Annotated in this window: 15 protein-coding genes; 8 read left to right on the forward strand and 7 right to left on the reverse strand. The window is 72.2% G+C overall.

Annotation, left to right across the window (positions count from 1 at the left end; genetic code table 11):
- Positions 1–210: 210 nt before the first annotated feature.
- The gene (locus V6U82_RS10185; RefSeq protein WP_334460682.1) at positions 211–966 is read right to left on the reverse strand and encodes an SDR family oxidoreductase; all 756 of its coding nucleotides are present in this window, start codon (positions 964–966) and stop codon (positions 211–213) included.
- Positions 967–1,441: 475 nt separating this feature from the next.
- On the opposite strand from V6U82_RS10185, the gene V6U82_RS10190 reads away from it, so the two are divergent.
- A complete protein-coding gene (locus tag V6U82_RS10190) occupies positions 1,442–2,794 on the forward strand; it encodes a hypothetical protein (RefSeq protein WP_334460683.1) in 1,353 nt (450 codons plus the stop codon).
- A 462-nt stretch (positions 2,795–3,256) separates the two neighbouring features.
- Here V6U82_RS10190 and V6U82_RS10195 read toward each other — a convergent pair whose 3' ends face one another.
- Complete coding sequence (locus V6U82_RS10195; protein ID WP_334460685.1) at positions 3,257–4,582, reverse strand: polysaccharide pyruvyl transferase family protein; 1,326 nt, start codon at positions 4,580–4,582, stop codon at positions 3,257–3,259.
- Between the two features lie 83 nt (positions 4,583–4,665).
- On the opposite strand from V6U82_RS10195, the gene V6U82_RS10200 reads away from it, so the two are divergent.
- Positions 4,666–4,809, forward strand: coding sequence for a hypothetical protein (locus V6U82_RS10200; RefSeq protein WP_181726460.1), 144 nt, complete (start codon positions 4,666–4,668; stop codon positions 4,807–4,809).
- Between the two features lie 136 nt (positions 4,810–4,945).
- Here V6U82_RS10200 and V6U82_RS10205 read toward each other — a convergent pair whose 3' ends face one another.
- Positions 4,946–5,404 carry a hypothetical protein gene (locus V6U82_RS10205; protein ID WP_128136030.1) on the reverse strand — a complete coding sequence of 153 codons (459 nt, stop codon included), beginning with the start codon at positions 5,402–5,404 and terminating at the stop codon, positions 4,946–4,948.
- A gap of 354 nt (positions 5,405–5,758) precedes the next feature.
- Between V6U82_RS10205 and V6U82_RS10210 the strand changes: the two genes are divergently transcribed.
- The 6 genes from V6U82_RS10210 (at position 5,759) to V6U82_RS10235 (ending at position 12,125) form a co-directional block, all read left to right on the forward strand.
- Positions 5,759–8,677 (forward strand): AfsR/SARP family transcriptional regulator, encoded by a 2,919-nt coding sequence (locus V6U82_RS10210; protein ID WP_334460687.1) that lies wholly within the window; start codon positions 5,759–5,761, stop codon positions 8,675–8,677.
- Between the two features lie 65 nt (positions 8,678–8,742).
- Positions 8,743–8,979 (forward strand): hypothetical protein, encoded by a 237-nt coding sequence (locus tag V6U82_RS10215; RefSeq protein ID WP_128138832.1) that lies wholly within the window; start codon positions 8,743–8,745, stop codon positions 8,977–8,979.
- Between the two features lie 69 nt (positions 8,980–9,048).
- A complete protein-coding gene (locus tag V6U82_RS10220) occupies positions 9,049–9,531 on the forward strand; it encodes a hypothetical protein (RefSeq protein WP_334460688.1) in 483 nt (160 codons plus the stop codon).
- Between the two features lie 3 nt (positions 9,532–9,534).
- Positions 9,535–11,313 (forward strand): ABC transporter ATP-binding protein, encoded by a 1,779-nt coding sequence (locus V6U82_RS10225; RefSeq protein ID WP_334460690.1) that lies wholly within the window; start codon positions 9,535–9,537, stop codon positions 11,311–11,313.
- Positions 11,310–11,621 carry a S24/S26 family peptidase gene (locus V6U82_RS10230; RefSeq protein WP_334460692.1) on the forward strand — a complete coding sequence of 104 codons (312 nt, stop codon included), beginning with the start codon at positions 11,310–11,312 and terminating at the stop codon, positions 11,619–11,621. The genes V6U82_RS10225 and V6U82_RS10230 overlap by 4 nt, the downstream gene beginning before the upstream one ends.
- Positions 11,622–11,624: 3 nt before the next feature.
- The gene (locus V6U82_RS10235; RefSeq protein WP_334460694.1) at positions 11,625–12,125 is read left to right on the forward strand and encodes a MauE/DoxX family redox-associated membrane protein; all 501 of its coding nucleotides are present in this window, start codon (positions 11,625–11,627) and stop codon (positions 12,123–12,125) included.
- A gap of 134 nt (positions 12,126–12,259) precedes the next feature.
- On the opposite strand, the gene V6U82_RS10240 is transcribed toward V6U82_RS10235, so the two are convergent.
- The 4 genes from V6U82_RS10240 to V6U82_RS10255 are packed head-to-tail and all read right to left on the reverse strand — an operon-like array spanning position 12,260 to position 18,409.
- The gene (locus V6U82_RS10240) at positions 12,260–12,445 is read right to left on the reverse strand and encodes a hypothetical protein (protein WP_334460695.1); all 186 of its coding nucleotides are present in this window, start codon (positions 12,443–12,445) and stop codon (positions 12,260–12,262) included.
- 33 nt (positions 12,446–12,478) lie between these two features.
- Entirely contained in the window at positions 12,479–15,430 is a 2,952-nt protein-coding gene (locus tag V6U82_RS10245) for a hypothetical protein (RefSeq protein ID WP_334460696.1), read from the reverse strand.
- A gap of 1 nt (position 15,431) precedes the next feature.
- Positions 15,432–18,197: a S8 family serine peptidase gene (locus V6U82_RS10250; RefSeq protein ID WP_334460697.1), complete on the reverse strand. Its 2,766-nt coding sequence runs from the start codon at positions 18,195–18,197 to the stop codon at positions 15,432–15,434.
- 47 nt (positions 18,198–18,244) lie between these two features.
- The gene (locus tag V6U82_RS10255; protein ID WP_334460699.1) at positions 18,245–18,409 is read right to left on the reverse strand and encodes a hypothetical protein; all 165 of its coding nucleotides are present in this window, start codon (positions 18,407–18,409) and stop codon (positions 18,245–18,247) included.
- Between the last annotated feature and the right edge of the window lie 13 nt (positions 18,410–18,422).

Genomic DNA, 18,422 nt, shown 5'->3' on the forward strand with positions numbered 1-18,422 from the left:
GAGATATTTACATGCCATGATTTTGTGCGCTGAGGCTACTAACTGCCCCGTCATCCGTCAATGACCTCGCTGCCAGCAAGAGCGCCGGACGGCAGGGCGGCTTTCCGACCGGACGAGCGCCGAAAGTTTCGGAGCAGGTGGCGCGCCCCTCTCGGAAGGAGGCCGCCGACGACCCTCTCGTCCACGCCCGGACAGCGGCCCGACGCCGGCCTACCGGCCGTGGGCCGCCCGCACTCGCCAGTCGTCGAGGCGCGTACCGGCGATGCGGGCGCCGTCGGCGGGGACGAGCGAGCGTTCGGACAGCGCGGCACCGAAATAGCGGGCGTCGGGATCACTCACCACCGACCGAGGATCGTGCTGGACCGCGAGGGTGGATCGTCCCAGTTCGTCGAGGCGGAACTGCTCCGGGCCACCGACCTCGACCACACCGTTGGCCGGCACGCCGACCACGACCTCGGCCACCGCGGCGGCGACGTCGTCCGCTGCCATCGGCTGGATGAGCACCGGCGCGAGGTACACGGTGTCGCCGTCCGTGGCGGCGTCGACGATGCCCTGAACGAACTCGAAGAACTGCGTGGCGTGCACCAGCGAGTACGGGAGACCGGACGCGGTGATGAGCGTCTCCTGGGCGACCTTCGCCCGCAGGTAACCGCTGTCCGGAAGCCGTTCGGAGCCCACGACGGAGAGCGCCACGTGGTGACCCACCCCGGCATCCGCGGCGGCGGCGAGGAGGTTCCGCGTGGACGTCTCGAAGAACTCCAGTGCGGCTCCGCCCTCGAGCGACGGCGAGTTCGACACGTCGACGACGGCTTCGGCACCGGAGAGCACGTCCGCCACTCCCTCGCCGGTCAGCGTGTTCACGCCGGTCTTCGGCGACGCCGGCACCGCCTCGTGGCCCTGGGCGTCGAGGATCTTCACGAGCTTGGAGCCGACGAGGCCGCTGCCACCGATGACGACGATCTTCATGATCGAGCCCCTCCCTGTCCGCACTGGCTGAGTCGCGCTGCAACCAGTAGGACGGAGAACCGGCGCGGATGCAGGAAATCGCCGCAAGAAGCTCGGCCCACCTCGCCCTCGGTCCCTGGGTCGACGTGGTGCTGTCGGGACGGCCGATTCGAACCGACCACCCCTTGGCCTCCAGGTCCACCACGGTTCTGTCACGCCATGTCGGAATAACTCGGTGCATCTCGCATACCCGGACAGAACGACAGCACGCATCACGTCTCAATGCCATCTGCGCCAGCCGTACGTCGCGGTCTGCGACCCCGCGGCGGGTGTGCAATCATCCGGCACCGACACATCCTCGGCGGACCACCCAGCCGCCTGCCGCCGAACCACCTCGCGCACACCGGTGGCCCCAGCTCGTCACCCTGTTCCCGAGGCCATTCAACTGTCAGTTTGCCGCCAGCCGCGTGAACGAGTTTCCGCTTAACCTCGAGCCGTGAGCGACAACCCCCTCTCTGATGCAAACGCCCAACGTCTCTACTTTTCACCGACCGACGGCGGGATCGAACATTCCATGTCGGAACCCGACTTTCTTCGTAGCCTGGTTTACAACCTTCTTTTCGAGCCGACCGCACTAGTAGTACCCGATGTCTTCTTCTTCAACTGTCGCTTCCTCATCGCACATGTCGAGAGCGCCAAGGGGACGTCACTCTTCGAGCAAGCCCTTGCCAAGGGCCGGGTAGTGCCGGCCTTCCGTGACGAGAACTTGTCCAGCTTCGCGGAGATACTAGAGTTGATCGGCGCCCAGCAGGTAAGGGGAATCGAGGAAGAACAGTACCGCTCACAACCCGCCAAATTCGCTGACCGACTGGACTTCGCCTTCCGAAGGTCGACGTCTGGTTACATTCCTTGGCCGCCGAACCTGGGGGGTGCCTTCGCAGACCTCATCAACGCGGTGCTGACGCAGCCGGAACTCACCACTGACCACCCGAAGCACCAGATGTACTGGCGAGCAATGACAGACCTTCGAGAGACGATCGGTCCAGTCGCTGCCCGCGAGACGGCACGACACGGTGGCTTGGGCATCAGACGGGCGGAGCTGTTCAACGCGATCGGTTGGCATCTCGGCGTGCTCGATCGTGACCGGATCTTCAACAAGCCCCGCGATCTGATCAGGGCAGTCGATCTGGCCGGTGACAGCTACCGATCCGAGCAGGTCAGTTTCCTGGTAGATGTCATCAACGTGGCGTACCAGCGGAGCCAGGCACGAAAATTCGACTCGACCCACAACATCCCGGGTGCGCTCGCGGTCAACGCCGCGCCAGTCGTTCCATCGTTGGCAGCGCTCGCCCCAGATCCAGAGACCCTGCGGTCGATCACGATTGATATCCGCCTACCTGCGGTGCGGTCATTGTTGGCGGCAAGCCCTAACGAGCTCCTTGCGATCCGCGACGGCAGCGAGGGACTCGGCTTCTTCCAGGCTCGGCGGGCGTGGGTGAACGACCCATCGGACGATAACGCCGAAGACCTGCGCGAAGCTGCCGTCACGTACGCTGCTCGGCTGCGGGAGTTGGCCAAGGGCCCCCAGAAGGCCAACCGTTTCACACTCGCGGTTCGGATCGGCCGGAAGTCTCTCACCGGAATGCTTGGCCCGGCCGTCGGCTACACCGCCGCAGTGCACCACCTACCACCAGAATTTACGCTGGTAGCGGCGGTCGGGACCACCGCTGCCGTTGCAGCCTTCGACGTGTTGGCCGAGGGCCCGCGTGTCCCCACCCAGACCTACGGCCTAGAGGTGAGGTCCGTCGGGCGGAAACGCGAGCTGAACCTTCCGTCGTCCGGCGACTGATGCGTAGCGGCCAGGTCGCCTCGGGTCGACAACAGCCTCGACGAACGCCGTCGCCGTCGCCCGTGGCTCCGCACGGGCGAATCGGTCAGCGACACGCCTCTGCGGCTCGTCCAGGGTGACTCGCCGTCGGGCAGGGTCTACGCCGCGGCCCACGGCCATCGCACGATCTTCGGTTGTCCGCACACCCCATCGGTGATCGACTCGGTGGCCGTCCTCGTACCCGCGTCATTCGCAACGCCTCCACGTGACGTTGGAGTACCAGGCTGGCGCCATGATCAAATGGCGCCTTCCACGTACACGATCGGTCGCGGTGGGCCGGACGGGCCGGGGCGTACGAGCGCAGCCTCGCCAAGCTCTGCGCGTACCCGGCGGAAGCGCTGCTGGACGCGGCGGGGTCCGGGCCGGACGGCGGGTGATCGACGCCGGCGCCGGCTACTCCGCTGCCGAGCAGGTGTACGACGGTCAGCGCGACAGCATCCGGCGGACCCGGCCGCCCACCGCCTGCTTGACCTGCTCGCGCAGTGGCTGCGCGCGGCGTGCCTTGAGCTTCTGCTGCAGCGTCCGGTTCTCGTCCCGCAGCCACTGCATGCGCGCCAGCAGTTCGTCGGTGGTGTAGGCGGAGGCCGGCCGGACCGCCTGCGGGTAGACGGTCTGGCGGACCTGCTCGTCGAAGCGGGTGGCACTGTCCCCGTCGGCGAACGAAAGGCCGAGGTCGTGCTTGGCGAGGAACGCGGTGATCCGCGCGAAGCGCTCCTTGTGGCCCTCGTTCAGGGCCGTGTAGTCGGCTTCCTCGTAGAGTTGGGCGGCGTCGACGTCGGCCGGTACGTCGCGCATCAACCGGTGCGGGATGTCGAAGTAGCGGGCCAGTTCCAGGGTGCGCGAGTCGTGTGCGAGGAGATACCCGGGAGTGCCGGAGATCAGCGCCGTGATGGTGCCGTGGATCCGGGTGCCGAAGGCGAAGTCGAATCCGGAGAGATACTCCATCCAGGGCCACGGGTCCACGAACATCCGCACCTTGTCCTCGACGAAGAGCGGGTGTGAGGTGTGGATGGGCATGTCGTCGGTCTTGCCGCGCAAGTTCGGTGCGTCGCCGTAGAGCAGGGTACCGAGGGCGTACAGGCCCTGCGCCACGTAGCGCAGGTTCGGGTAGCGCCGGTGGTGGTGGCGGACGAGCGGGGCCAAGGCGCGGACGTACGGCGAGATGACGAACGCGAGCCGGTCCTCGGTGCTCAGGGTCGCCTTCGCCTTCTCGACCCGGAGGCTGTCGCCGTGCAGGAACATCGACGGACAGCCGATCTGCTCGACCGCGGAGAACCCCAGCGAGCGCAGATAGGTTTCGCTGATCTCGCCGCGTACGCCGATGCTGTGCGACCGGTCCAGCACCGCCCGGCAGAACGCCTTCACCGGCTCGTCGATCGGGCGCAGGGACTCCAGGCCGCCGTCCACGTCGGTCTGCGCCCCGACCCCGAGCACCACCACCGGGATCTTGAGCCGCTCGATCAGCCGGGCCATCGAGGTCAGCCGGTTCGCGTAGTCGTGGCGAAACGCGTTCGCCAGCGGGATCACGAAGACGTCGTACTTCTCGTTGATCTCGTCGGCATCGCGCGGGTCCGCCCGGAAGCGCGACGGGGTGATCTCCGCCGCCGAGGTGGCCAGAAGCTTGTGCGCGGCGTGGCTGAAGACCAGGTTGCCGCTGTTCTTGCCGATCCAGTCCCGCTCGTAGGTCTCCTCGGCGGTGACGACGTCGAACGGGCCCTTGCGGGCTCGCAGCAGGATCCGCTGGTGCATCCGGGGTGTCCACCCTTCGTCCCGGACGCCACGGCGCCCGGCGAGGCCGAAGCGGCGCATCCGGCCGAGCGCGGCCCCGTTCCGTGCAGGAGCAGAAATCCTATACCGTCCCCACGCCGGTCCGAATCCCACTCGCCGGCCGCCACGTCGGCCCCGAGCTGGGCGGGGACACCAGCCGTCAGGACGCCAACCACAACCTCGCGGCGCACCTGGTGGCCGGCACCTGACATCCGCCCGCGCTGGGCGCGTCCAGCGGAGAGGACCATCGCCGGAAACAAGCTGCCGAACAACGGGGCGGCAACGGGGCGGCACCGGACGGTCGCCGATGCGACGCGCGCCCGGGGCCGGCCCCGTCGCGGGAACTCAGCCGCAGTTGCCCCAGCTGTACCGGCCGGCGACCTGCCAACTGGTGAAGTACATGACCTCGCCGCGGTACATCACGCACTTGTCGACGGCGGAGCGCTGGATGGCGGCGTAGTACTTGTAGTTCCCGGAGTCCTCGACCCAGGAACCGCCCTCCACCCGGATGCCCGCCGCCAGCCCGGTCGTCGAGCCGAGGGCCACCCGCTTGAGCGTGACGACGCAGTTGTAGCCGGTCGCGCCGTTGTACAACAGGTAGACGTCGCCCACCTTCGTGCCGTCGGAGGCGTTGATCGACCGGTGGCCGTCACTCGCGTAGGCCCACGAGCCACCGAAGTCGTTGTTGCACGCCTGCGCCGCGGTGAACGGGTTCGTCGCCGCCTGGGCGGGCGAGGCGAGCCCTGTCGCCGCGACGGTCGCGGCAACGATCGAGACGGCCAGTCGTCGCGCTGATCCGCGCACCCGTACCTCCAACTGCTCTGGCGCGCGGAGGCCGCGCGCACGGGGCGCCATCATCCCACAATGGACGAACCCCGAGATCACCGCTCCGCAAGGCGTCCCGACGACGGCTCGCGCTGCGACCCTGGCCCCCGCACCCGCACCGGTACGCGGGACGCCGGCCCGGCATGACACCCGGTCGGCACGGTGCGTGAAGGTTCCGTCGCGGTGACCGCGCCGGACCGGCCACCCCGCGATCCGGCCGACAGTGGCTCTGGTCACGATCTTCGGGCCGGAACGTCGTGACCAGCACTTTCCGCGCCGGGAGCGGCCCGGACGCCCGGTCACAAAGGGCGCAGACCGCGCTAGCTTTGCGCCGTGCGTGGGTATCGGATCGGCATCCTCGGGCGGATCGAGGTGAGCGTCGACGCGGTGGCCGTGTCGCTCGCCCCGCTGGAGCGGGCGCTCGTCGCGAGCCTGGCGGCCCACCACGGACGCATCGTCTCCGTCGACCGCCTGATCGACGGGCTCTGGCCGGACGATCCGCCCACGGGGGCGCGCAACCGGGTCCAGGCGGTCGTCGCCTCGGTCCGCCGCGTCGCGAAGCCGGAGCTGATCCTCACCCGCTCGCCCGGCTACCAGCTGAACCCCGCGGCGGTCGTCGACTCGGCGGAGTTCGCCGCCGAGGTAGGTGCCGCCGCGGCCACCGCCGATGCCCGCCGCACCGTGGAGCTGCTCGACCGGGCGCTGGCGCGCTGGCGCGACGACGCGTTCGTCGACGTCGGGTCGCGGCTCGTCGAGTACGAGCGCGATCGGCTTCGTGAGCTGCGCGAGCACGCGACAGAGCTGCGCGCCGAGGCACTGCTCTCGCTCGGTCTGCACCGGGAACTCGTGCCGGAGCTGACCACGCTGGTCCGCGACCGACCCCTGCGGGAGCGGCTGCGCGGCCAGCTGATGGTGGCCCTGCACCGCAGCGGCCGACAGGCGGAGGCGCTCGCCGTGTACCGGGCCGGGGTCCGGGTGCTGGCGGAGGAGCACGGCATCGACCCGGGTCCGGAGCTGCGGCAACTGCACCGGGAGATCCTCGGCAGCGAGCAGGAGACGCCCCCGCGGTCGTGGGTGCGCCCCAACCAGCTTCCCGGAGTCACCGGTGACTTCGTCGGGCGGGACAAGGAGCTGGGGCTGCTGCTGTCGTTGCTGGGGCGCACCCCGACCGCCGCCGGGGTCGCCCAGGTGATCGTCGTGACCGGGCTGGCGGGAACGGGCAAGACCACGCTGGCGCTGCGCGCGGCCCACGAGCGCCGGCACCGCTTCCCCGGGGGTTGCCTCTACGCGGACCTGCGCGGCAACACCCCGGAACCGGCGCGGCCCGGGGCGGTGCTCGGCGCGTTCCTGCGCGCCCTCGGCGTGGCCGGCGAGGCCATCCCGGCGGCGGCCGAGGAGCGCGCGGCGCTGTACCGCTCCGTGCTCGCCGACCAGACCTTGCTGGTGATGTTGGACAGCGCGGCGGACGCGGCGCAGGTGCGTCCGCTACTGCCACCCGGCGGCAGCGCTGTCGTCACGAGCACGGGGGCGCTGCCGGGGCTGGCGGGCACCGAGGTCGTCCCGCTCGACGTGCTGCCGATCGACGACGGCCTGGACCTGCTGGCCGGGATCGCCGGCGGCGAGCGGGTCGACCGGGAGGCCGGGGCCGCCGCCGACGTCGTGGAGCTGTGCGGTCGCCTGCCGCTGGCGTTGCGAATCGCCGGCGTGCGGCTGGCCGAGCGGGAGGCGATGACCGTGGCGCGGTTGCGCGAGCGGCTGCGCGACGAGCGACGCCGCCTCGACGAACTCTCCCTCGACGGGCTCGACGTGCGCAGCAGCTTCACCGTCGGGTTCGAGCGGTTGCCGCAGCCCGCCGCGCGGCTGCTCGCGGTGCTCAGCCGCACGTCGCTGCGCAGCTTCGGCATGTGGGACGAGACCACCGAGCCGCTGCTGGAGCAGCTGTGCCGGGCCCACCTGCTGACCGACGACGCCGGCGGACGGGTACGCATGCACGACCTGGTCAGGCTCGTCGCCCGGGAACGCACCGAGGTCCCCGTCGACGAGGTCGTCGCCTGGTACGCACGGCTGCACGCGTACGCCGAGCGGGCCGACGCGTCGCTGCCCTGCGGGGCCCTGCCGGTGGCCGGCGCGGGGCCGGCGCTCGACGCCTGGGCGGCCGTCGACTGGTTCGAGGCGGAGCGGGAGAATCTGGTCGCAGCGGTGCAGGACCTGCTGCGGCTGGGCGCCGTCGACCTGGCGGGGCGGTTGGCCTGCACGATGGGCAACTTCGCGACGATGCGCAGCCAGCACCTGCCCGAGCTGGTCGACTGTCTGCGCGCCGTGCTCGACCGCCACGCCGAGCTGCCGTCGGCGACCCGGATGTCGCTGCGGCTGCACCTGGGCACGGCGTACCGGTCGCTGAACCGGCACGCCGAAGCCGTGCCGCTGCTGCGCGCGGCGCAGCGGGCCGGCCGCGGGCGGTGGGTGGCGCACCGCCTCGTCGCTCTGCAGGGCTACTCGCTGTGCTGCCGTCACCTCGGTAGGTTGCGGGAGGCGGACGCCGCACTGCTGGTGATGGTGCGGCTGTGCGCCGCGCACTGGCCGGTCGGCCGCGTCGGCGGGCACGTGCTGTTGGCCCTCGGCATGCAGCACGGGCAGTACCGGCTCACCTCCCCGTTCGCCTTGGACGCCTGCGCCGCGGCCCTGCGGGTCTTCGTCGACGACGGCGACCTGTGGGGCGAGGCGCTCGCGCGGGAGACCATCGGGCTGCTGCACCGGCACGCCGAGCAGTGGCCGCCGGCCGTGGAGCAGCTTCGGCAGGCGGTGGCCGCCGCGCGCCGGCTCGGCGACCGGATGAGCGTGACCACGGCCGAGCAGGCGCTGGCCGCGACGCACCTCGCGGCCGGCGACGGCGAGGCGGCACGGCGGCTGCTGCGGCGTACGGTGCTGGCGTTCCACGAGCTGCGCCACGAGTGGGGCGAGGCGATCTCCCGGCGGCTGCTCGGCAAGGCGCACCTCGAGGAGGGCGACGCGGACCGGGCGGTGGCGGAGCTGGAGAGCTCGGTGGCGATGCTGCGCGGCGTCGGGCAGCCGTTCCCGCTGGCGAACTCGCTGCACCTGCTCGCGCGGGCGCAGGCCACCCTCGGCAGGCACGACCGGGCCGTCGCGCTGGGCGAGGAGGCGCTGCGCATCTTCGAGCACTTCGACTCCGCGTACGTCGACGACCTGCGCGAATCGCTGACGCGTTGGCGGAGCGCAGCCGGCGCGCAGTAGGAGCGCAGGGCGCGCGCAGCGGCACCCAGCACAGTGATGGCAGTCACCCACCAAGGAGGTCTGCCATGACCAGGCTCATCAACCGCGTCGGCGACGCGATGCTCAGCAAGGTGCTCGGCCGCGAGGTGGCCGGCGCCTGCGTGCCGGAGCACGGCCAGTCGTGCTGCGCGGTGTCCAACGGCTACTGCTCGGGCGGTTCGTACTTCCGCTACTACCGGCGGAGCACCCTGTCCTGCACCGGCGTGTGCTCGGTCACGACGTCGTCGCCGATCTGCTACACCAAGAAGGTCGGCGTCTGCTGACCTGGCTCATCCTCGGGGGCCGCGCCGTCGGCGCGGCCCCCACCCCCGCCGACTCGCTGAGGAGTTCCCATGCCGGGTTTCGCCTACGCCGCCATCGCCGTGATCGGCACGGTCGCCGTGCTCAACCTCGTCCTGACCCTGGCCCTCGCCCGACGGCTCCGGGAGACGCAGACCGCCACCACCCAGGACGGCGGGGCCGCCCCCGAGGTGCTGCCCGCCCCGGGCCTTGAGGTCACCGGCTTCCCGCACGTCGACCTGACCGCCGGTCGGCGCACCGTGGTCATGCTGACGCCCACCTGTCCACCGTGCCGGACCATCCTGGACACCCTCAGCGTCCACGCCCGGCGCTACCGCCACGACACCTTCGTGTTCATGATCGGAATGCCGGAGGACACGGTGGAGATGGCGCCCCGCCTGGCCGACTTCGACACGGCGACCATCAACGAGGACCAGGCCGAGAAGGAGTTCGGGGTCAAGGGCTTCCCCGCCGTGCTGTCGGTCGTCGACGGCGTCGTCGTCAACTCCAGCCACCAGCTTCCGGTCCTGGCCTGAGACGTGGTCACGCTGCGAGCCGCCCTGCGACTGGGCTGCGCGGACCGCAGGGCGCTCGCCGCCACGGTCGCCCTCGTCGTCATCGGCGCGGCGCCCCCGATCGGCGTCGCGTGGTTCACCAAGCTGCTGTTCGACGAGGTCGGCAGGGGCCGCTCGGCCGACCCGTCGACCGCCACCTGGTACGCCGTGGCGATCGCCGTCCTGGGCGCGCTGGCGGCGATCGCCAGCCGGGTGTCCGGATACTTCACCACGGCCCTGCAGAACGCCATCACGATCGCCGCCGACGTGCGGCTGTACCGGAAACTGAACACCTTCGTCGGGCTGGGCCCGTTCGAGCAGCCGGCCCTGCGCGACCGGCTGGCGCTGGCCCAGCAGGCCGCCACCCAGGCGCCGTACGTGGTCGTCATGTTCGCGGTCGACGTGGCCCAGAACGTCGTCACCATCGGCGGCTTCGCCGTGATCCTGACGTCCCTCTGGCCGCCGGCCGGTCTGCTCCTGCTCGCCGTGGCGGTGCCCGACTTCCTCATCCAACTGCGACTGTCCCGGCGGACCGCGCGGGCCGTGGAGGAAAGCGCCGGTCTGTTCCGCGCCCGGTTCCTGTTCCAGACCGTGCTGACCGACCTGCGCGCCGCCCGGGAGGTGCGCCTCTACCACCTCGGCCGGTTCTTCCACGACCGGCTCACCGGCGCGGTGCGCTCGGCCGCCCGGATCGAGCTGGCCGCCGCCCGGCACACCACGACGGTGCAGGCGTGCTGGGCGTTGGCCGGCGCCGCGGTGACCCTCACCGCGACGGTGTTCGCGGTGAACGCCACGGTCCGTGGCCGGCTCAGCCTCGGCGACCTCACCCTCCTGCTGGCCGCGTTCACCGCGGCGCACAGCGGCCTGGCCGGCATCGCCGCCCAGCTCGGCGAGGCCGGCGCCGCCATGCGGCTGTTCCGGCACTACGTCGCCGTCCTCGACAGCCCCACCGACCTGGTCGACGGGACCCTGCCGGCGCCGCCGCTGCGCACCGCGATCAGGTTCGAGGACGTGTGGTTCCGCTACGACGAGGGCGGCCCGTGGGTCCTGCGGGGCGTCGACCTCACGATCACCGCCGGGCAGGCCGTCGGGCTCGTCGGACTCAACGGGGCCGGAAAGAGCACCCTGGTCAAGCTGCTCTGCCGGTTCTACGACCCGGACCGCGGCCGGATCACGTGGGACGGGGTGGACCTGCGCGACCTGCGGATCGAGACGGTACGCCGGCGGATGGGCGCGGTGTTCCAGGACTTCATGTGCTACGACCTCACCGCCGAGGAGAACGTCGGCATCGGCCGGCTGCCGCACACGACCGAGCAGGTCGCCGAGGCCGCCGCGCGCGCCGAGATCCACGACCGCCTCCGCGCCCTCCCCCACGGGTACGCCACGCTGCTCAGCCGCACCTTCGCCGACCAGGACGGCGAGCCCGGCGTGACGCTCTCCGGCGGGCAGTGGCAGCGGGTCGCGCTCGCCCGGTCCCTGATGCGCGCCGACGCCGACCTGCTCATCCTGGACGAGCCCAGCTCCGGGCTCGACGCGGACGCCGAGACCCGCGTGCACGCCTCGCTGACCCGGATCCGCCACGGCCGGGCCGGGCTGCTGATCTCCCACCGGCTCAGCACCCTGCGCGACGCGCGGCGCATCGTCGTGCTGGACGCGGGGCGCGTCGTCGAGTCGGGCACGCACGACGAGCTGATGGCGGCCGACGGTGAGTACGCCCGGCTCTTCCGCCTCCAGGCGGACGGCTACCAGCTGGCGACGACATGACCGGCTGGCTGCGCCGCCGCTGGCGCCTCGTGGTGGTGAGCGGGCAGAGCATGGCGCCGACACTGCGGGACGGCGACCGGCTCATCGTCCGCGTCGGCCGGGCGCCCGCCGTCGGTGACCTCGTCGTCTTCCGGGCCCGCGACGTCGTCCCCGCCTCGGACCTGGGGTGGATGGTCAAACGGGTGCACCGGGTCGAACCGGACGGTGCCGTGACGGTACGGGGCGACAACACCCACAGCCAGGACTCGCGGCATTTCGGCGCGGTGCCACCCGAGGCGGTCCTCGGCGTGGTCAGAGGGAGGCGATGACAGATGTACGTCGAGATCGGGTGCCGGGTGCTGCTCGGCACGGTCCTGCTGGCGGCGGCGGTCGGGAAGGTCTCCGGCCGCGACGCCTACCACGAGTTCACGCGCTCCGTGCGCGACATGGGCTTCCGGCCCGCCGGCCCGCTCGCCGCGACCGTGGTCGCCGCCGAGTTCACCGCCGTGGTTCTGCTGGCGGTGTTCCCGCTGGCCGGGTTCCTCGCCTCGGGCGCCCTGCTGCTCGCCTTCACCGCCGCCATCGTCGCGAACCTGCGGCGCGGCGGCGGCACCTGCCGCTGCTTCGGCCGCACCGCCGCGCCTCTGGGGCGGCACCACGTGTGGCGCAACGCGTTCCTCGTCGCCTGTGCCGTCGCCGGCGCGCTCGCGCCGGCCGGTGCGGTACGCCCCGGCGAGGCGGTCCTGGCCGGGGTCGCCGCGCTGGCCGTCGGCGTGCTGGTCGTCATGCTGGACGAGCTGCGCTACCTGTTCGGCGCCGCCAGCCGCACGTGACCTCGCAGGGGCCGGGCCCACGCCCGCGGCCCCTGTTTCGTCGACCCGTGCCCCGCGGCTCGCCGGGTGGCCGCCATCGACCGGACCGGTCACGGCCCGCCGGCCCCCGGAACGGGCGGCCGTACCCGGTCGGCTCAGGCCACGCCGTACGAGCTGGCGGCGCAGCACGTCGAGTCGGACCAGTACTGGTGGGCCGCCACCTCGACGCGCCGCCCGTCCGGCACGTTCTTCGACCCGGACCTGCAGCCGTCGGAGGAGGTCGAGTCGGCGACGGAGAACTCGTTGACCCAGAAGCCCAGGGGCGCCGGCCCGCCGGGCACGTCCGCGACGTGCCCGGCGGATCCGACAGCGCGTCAGCGCGCGGTGAGGCGGAAGGCGTCGACGACGGTCTGCTCGACGGTGTTGCCGGCGGCGTCCTCCGCCCTGGCCCGGATGCTGACCGTGCCCGTGGTGGCGGCCAGGCGTGGGGCCTGGTAGCTCGCGGTGTAGTTTCCGCCGCCCCGGGCGGTCGTCGGGAGCCGCCGCCAGGTGACCCCGCCGTCGGTGCTGACGGCCAGCGTCAGGCTCTTCACCGCCGGCGCGGCAGGCGCCTGGTGGTACGCGGCGACCCTGATCTGGTGCCGGCCGGGTGCGGTCACCGCGTCGCCGAGGTCGGCGCCCGCGTCGTACCGCAGGAACAGCAGCGGGTCGGCGTGGCACGGCCGGCCCGATCCCTCGACGCACTTGAACCCCTGCGGCGGCTCGTTCCGCGTCGGCGCGGCGGACGTGAACCGCCATTCCGTCGTGGTCCTGCCGTCGGCGGTCCGGGCCGTCATCCGGTAGCGCCCGGGCGCGGCCGGAAGCTCGTAGGTGGGACCCCACACGGTGGAGCTGCCCTGGGGCAGTTCCCGACCGTCGTCGGCGTACATGCGCACGTTCTCCGGCTCGAACACGTACGAACCGATGAGGTGTCCCGGCTCCGTCCCGGAGACCAGGTAGGTGATCGGGTAGAACGTGTCGCCCTGCCGGCAGAAGGCGCAGATCTCGGTGGACCAGTCGCCCTCCCACTTGCCCGGTTGGGTGCGGAAGATCTTGGGCGACAGCTCCGGCGGCCCGGGCACGAGGGGCCGCGCCGCCCACCGCGCCGTGGCCGGTCCCGCCCGGTCGATGACGTCGATGGTGCGGACGCCGGGCTGCGAACCCGAGGGCTCGTAGAACTGGTTCCGCACGAGGTCGGGCGAGACCGGCCCGCGGTAGGTGGTGAACCGGACGCTGTCGGTGACGTAGCCGTGGAAGACTCCGGCGACCGCGGTCTCGTTCGGCCGGAAGGCCGAGTAGATCATGCTGGCCGGCTCCGCCCGCGTGCCGTGGAGCGCGGTGTCGACCGTGGCGAGCTGCCGGTCGGTGAGCTCGGTGCGCAGCGAGGCCGGGATCCGCCCCTCCTGGTAGACGTGCAGCGCGTAGACGTACGGACTGACCGAGTCGTAGCCCGACACGTCGAGCTTCACCGGGCCGCGGCGCAGCAGGCCGCGCAGCCGCTCGGCCTGCGCCAGCGGGATGGAGGCGTACGGGATGTCGGCGGCCTCCTGCGTCTCGTGGTACCACCAGTCCGGCTCGACCGGCAGGAGGCAGGTGGTGGTGGCCCACGGCCCGCCGGTGGAGGTCGGGTCGACGAGCACGCCGACCGCGCCCGCCGACCGCGCCCGCGTCAGCTGCGCGGGCCCCACGCGGCACTGCCCGCCGGCGGGCTTGTCGGCGTCGATGCGCAGCAGGACGAGCTTGCCCCGGGCGTCGATCCGCCGGAGGTCGGCGTCCCGCCCCAGCCCGCCGTCGACCAGTTGGACCGTCTGCCGGCCGTCGAACCGCACCACCTCGAAGCCCGGGCGCTTGTACCAGTCGATCGGCAGGGTCGGCGTCAGCGCCAGCCGCTCGGGGGCGGTGGCCGCCATGGTCAGCATCGGCTTGCCGAGCACCCAGTTGACCCCGAGGTGGAAGGTGCCGACCGTCACCGGGGCGCTGGGGATGGCCCAGAACCTGGAGTTGCTGTAGCCGGTGAAACTGAGGACGCCACCGCCGGCGCCGTTGCTGAACGTGCGGAAGGTGATCCGGGAGCCGACGAACGTCTCGGTCGGTCGCGGGGTGCCGACCGTCATCTGCTGGGCCGCGTCGCCGTCGCGGGTGATGGTGGTGTCCCCGGCGACCTCGAACTCCGGCAGTTCCAGGTTGAGGTGCTGCTCCCGGTCGTCGATCCGGAAGGTCGCGTAACCGCCGGACTCGTAGGTGCCGGGCGGCACCTCGTACGTCACCTCGAACGTGGTGCAGGGATCCTGGTCCAGGCACCGCGCGCTGACCGACTCGTACCCGGTCCCGACCGCGGCCCCGGCGACCTGGGCGAGCATGAATCCGCCGATCGGGCAGAGGGTCATGAGGCGGCTGTCACAGTAGAACCGCTCGCCCTTCTGCCGTTTGACGATCTGGGTGACCCGGTACTTCGGCTGCCCGGTGTCGGTCTGCGGCCCGGCCTTGGCCGAGCGGAGCCCGGTGGGCCAGATCGCCACCGCGCCGCCGGCGAGCTTCGGGGTGGCCCGGTCGAAGAGGTAGCTGCTCAGCCCGCCCCGCTGCTCGCCGGTGACGGCGGCCCAGAAGGCGGCGGCCCGGCGCGGTTCGACGCGCAGGTCGACCGAGCCGTCGTCCGGGTGCCTCGCGGTGGTCTCCGCGCCGGGCAGGCCCGACACCCGCTTGTCCAGCGTCGCCTTGTCCAGCCGGCCGCCGTACTTGACGGTGACGGCGAGCGGGCTGCCGCCGCCGCGCTCCGACTGGCCGGCGAGCCATCCCAGGTCGAAGACCTTACGGTCGACGACGCCGCCGGCCACCAGCGCCTGCGCGTCGCTCGGCACGGCGTGGAGGATGGTGTCCGCTCCGCCCGGCCCCGTCCGGACGGTGACGTCGATCGTCGGGCGGGTGCCGTCGGCCCGTGCCGACGGGACGGCGGTGACGGTGTAACGGCCACCGGTCCGGGCCAGCGTGACCTCGTCGCCGGTGATCAGGGTGAGCTTGTAGGTGGGCTTGGTCAGCCCGGGTAGCGAGACCGCCCGCAGGCCGTCCTCGGCCGCGGCTCCGGCCGGCGCCGGGGTCCGCCCGGCCGGCTCGTCGGGCCGGGCGGCGGCGGCGACGGGCGCGGCCAGCACGGTCAGGAGGGCCGAGGCGGCGGCGAGCAGGCGCAGCCGACGGCGTCTGCGGGGGTGGGGGTTGCTGCCTGGTGTGGTCACGAATGGCTCCTTGTCGGGCGAGCTGGTGGGACCGCGCTGCACGGCGTCGTCCGGCATGTCAGCCACCTGCCCGGGCCAGCGACCAGTCCCGGGTCACGACCGCGTCGGCGCGGACCGGGACCGTCGCGGTGGCGGTCTGGTAGCCGGACGCGCGCGCGGTGAATTCGGTGCCGCCGGTCGCGGAGCTGAAGACCCAGTACAGGCCGTCGCCGAGGGCCGGGTCCGCCGGTGTGGTGACGCCCGTGCCGGTGTCCCCGGGCTGTTCGGTCCGGGACACGGTCGCGAAGACCGGCGCGCCGGTGTCGCGGTCGGTGACGAACCCGACGACCAGCCCGCCCTCGACCGGCCGGCAGGCGCGGTCGCCCACGAAGACGTCGTCGACCGCCCACCACCAGGCGTCGCGGCCCTGGTAGTGGAACCGGATCCGGACGTCCGCACGGTTGGCCGCCTGCGGCAGCGGCAGCGTGACCTGACCGAACGCGTGGTCGGTGGTCTGCCGCCACACCGTCTTCCAGCTCCGGCCGCCGTCGGTGGACACGCCGACGGCGGCCCGCTGGCCGGCGCCGTCGGGGTAGTAGGACGTGCGGAAGGTGAGCTTCGGGGAGGCGTCGCCGGAGAGGTCGATCGCCGGGGAGGTCAGGGTGGTGTCGAACCGCTTCCCGGCGCCGACCGTCGAGTCGGCGACGGCGAACCTGCCGCCCCCGCCCTCGGGCACCGGCCGGTAGCCGGGATTGTCGAACCGCCAGCCCGGCCTGCCGGAGGTCCGCCAGCCGTCGCGCGTGCCGGTGTCGGTCCAGTCGTCGAAGTCCTCGCCGACGCCGCTGAAGCGGTAGCCGGGGGCGGTGCAGCTCGACTCGTCGACGGTCAGCGCCGCGTCCTGGGTCAGGTCCGCCCCGCCCAGCTCGAACGTCCGCTGAGCGCCCCGGTATCCGGGGTACTGGGCGGTGACCCGCATGGTGTACGACGCGGATCCGGGCAGCCGCACGCTGTACCGGCCGGTCACCGGGTCGGTGAAGACCGGTCCGAGGGGATAGCCGTCGATGACGACCTTGGCGTACAACGGCCAGCCGTGCCCGGATCCGTCGGTCACGGTGCCGCTGACCGTGCTCATCGGCTGAGGGGTCAGCCTGACGTCGGCGGTGACGGCTTCGCCCTCGCGGACCTGTGCCTGCGTCGTGCCGGCCGCGTAGCCGTACTTGCGTACACCGATCGTGTAGCTGCCCAACGGCAGAGCACCCGACTGGTAGGCGCCCGCCGCGTCGGTGGTCACCTCGCGACTGACCGGGCCGGTGATCGTGACGGTGGCGCCGGGCAGCGGCTTCGAGGTCCCGGCGTCGCTGACGGTGCCGCCGATCCTGCCGGTGGGCCCGCGCGGCGCCTGCTTCATCAGGGCGAGCGCGTCCAGCCGCCCCTCGCCGAAGGCGTTGTTGTCGTCGTCGGTGCCGCCGCACTGACCGTCCGGGTTGTCGACGGCCGTGCCGTCCAGCAGGGACCTGGTGGCCTCGGTGTCGCCCACCATCGACACCGCCGCCGACCAGACCAGGGCGACGGCACCCGCTACGTGCGGGGCCGCCATCGAGGTGCCGTTGAGGCTGGCGTACGCGCTTCCCGGCATGCTCGACCGGACGTTCACGCCCGGCGCGGCGACGTTCGGCTTGATCTCGCCGTCCTGGCCGGCCCCGCGCGACGAGAACGGCGCGATGGTGTGGTCGGAGCCGTACGCGCCGACCGAGTAGTTGATCTTCCGGCTGCCCGGGGCGCCGCTCGTCCGGCACCCCGGCCCGTTGTTGCCGTTGGCCCACACGCCGAAGATGCCCGACGCGGTCCACGCCAGGCTGATGTCCTCCAGGAACGGGGCGTCCGACGGGGTGGTGGTGCCCCACGAGTTGTTGATGACGTGCGGCCGCTTGCCGGCGTCCGGGTTCTGGCCGTTGAGGTCCGTCGGCTCCAGCAGCCACTGGCCCGAACTGATCAGCGCGGCGTCGCTCGGGCAGCAGCCGTTGGCCGCGATCCAGCGGGCCTTCGGCGCCACCCCGACCCGGTTCTCGGCGCCGTCGTCGCCGACCATCGTGCCCATCGTGTGCGTGCCGTGCCCGTCGCCGTCGCAGGGCGCTCCCCCGCAGGCGCCGGCCGCGTCGAACCAGTTGTAGTTGTGGTCGAACACCCCGTCGCCCTTGTTGCCGCGGTACTGCCGCGCCAGGGCGGGGTGGTCGAACTGGACGCCCGTGTCGATCGAGGCCACCGTGATGTCCTCGCCGCGTACGCCGAACTGCTCCCACACGTCGTCGGCGTTGATGTCGGCGACGCCCCACTCGACCGCGTCGACCGCCTGCCGGCCGGCGCCCTTGATCACCGGGGGCGGGGCGACCTTGAACGACGGCAGCAGCGAGCTGACCTCGGGCTTCGCGGCCAGCCGCTCGGCGAGGGCCTGGTCGCCGGTCACCTTGATCGCGTTCGTCGCCCAGAAGCTCTGGTGCGCGACGCCGGAGGCGGTGAGTTCCCCGCGTACCGCCCGCTGGCTCTCGTCGGCGGCCTGCCGCAGCGCCCTTGCCACCGCCGTGCCGCGCGCGTTCCAGTCCCGGATCGACCGGGCCGCGCTCAGGTCCGCCTTCGCGTCGAAGTAGACCCAGAAGTCCACGGGGGACTCCTGGGCGCCGAGCTGGGTCTGGAGCTGTGGACGGATCTTGGCCTTCGCGGCCGCTGCCGTCGGCTCCGGCGCGGTCGAGGGCAGCGCGGTGGCGGCGCCGTTCAGTGCGAGCACCGTGGCCACGGCGGCCACCACCACGGTCGCGATTCTTCGTCTCGACGGATGGGCTGGGCGCATGGGGGATCCTCCTTCGGGAGGGGTGTAGGGGCTGCGGCCGCGACTGGTCACAGCGGCAGGTATCGGTCGTCGTCCGCGATGTCGGTCCCGACGTCGATCTCGTCGCCCGGTCCGGCCCCGGGACGGGACTCCACGCGTGCGTCGGCAGGGCGGGCGGTCTCCGGCGACGTCGTCTCGTCCTCGTCCTCGTCCGGGTCATCTCGATGCGGCATGCCAGCATCGTGG

Origin of the sequence: Micromonospora sp. CPCC 205554, from assembly GCF_036902745.1 — a bacterium.
Taxonomy (GTDB): Bacteria; Actinomycetota; Actinomycetes; order Mycobacteriales; family Micromonosporaceae; genus Micromonospora; species Micromonospora tulbaghiae.

Excerpts from the sequence above, each read along its gene's own strand:
- V6U82_RS10185 (WP_334460682.1), bottom strand. The coding sequence starts at position 966 with ATGAAGATCGTCGTCATCGGTGGCAGCGGCCTCGTCGGCTCCAAGCTC.
- V6U82_RS10195 (WP_334460685.1), bottom strand. The coding sequence starts at position 4,582 with ATGCACCAGCGGATCCTGCTGCGAGCCCGCAAGGGCCCGTTCGACGTC.
- V6U82_RS10215 (WP_128138832.1), top strand. The coding sequence starts at position 8,743 with ATGACCAGGCTCATCAACCGCGTCGGCGACGCGATGCTCAGCAAGGTG.
- V6U82_RS10220 (WP_334460688.1), top strand. The coding sequence starts at position 9,049 with ATGCCGGGTTTCGCCTACGCCGCCATCGCCGTGATCGGCACGGTCGCC.
- V6U82_RS10230 (WP_334460692.1), top strand. The coding sequence starts at position 11,310 with ATGACCGGCTGGCTGCGCCGCCGCTGGCGCCTCGTGGTGGTGAGCGGG.
- V6U82_RS10235 (WP_334460694.1), top strand. The coding sequence starts at position 11,625 with ATGTACGTCGAGATCGGGTGCCGGGTGCTGCTCGGCACGGTCCTGCTG.
- V6U82_RS10245 (WP_334460696.1), bottom strand. The coding sequence starts at position 15,430 with ATGCCGGACGACGCCGTGCAGCGCGGTCCCACCAGCTCGCCCGACAAG.
- V6U82_RS10250 (WP_334460697.1), bottom strand. The coding sequence starts at position 18,197 with ATGCGCCCAGCCCATCCGTCGAGACGAAGAATCGCGACCGTGGTGGTG.
- V6U82_RS10255 (WP_334460699.1), bottom strand. The coding sequence starts at position 18,409 with ATGCCGCATCGAGATGACCCGGACGAGGACGAGGACGAGACGACGTCG.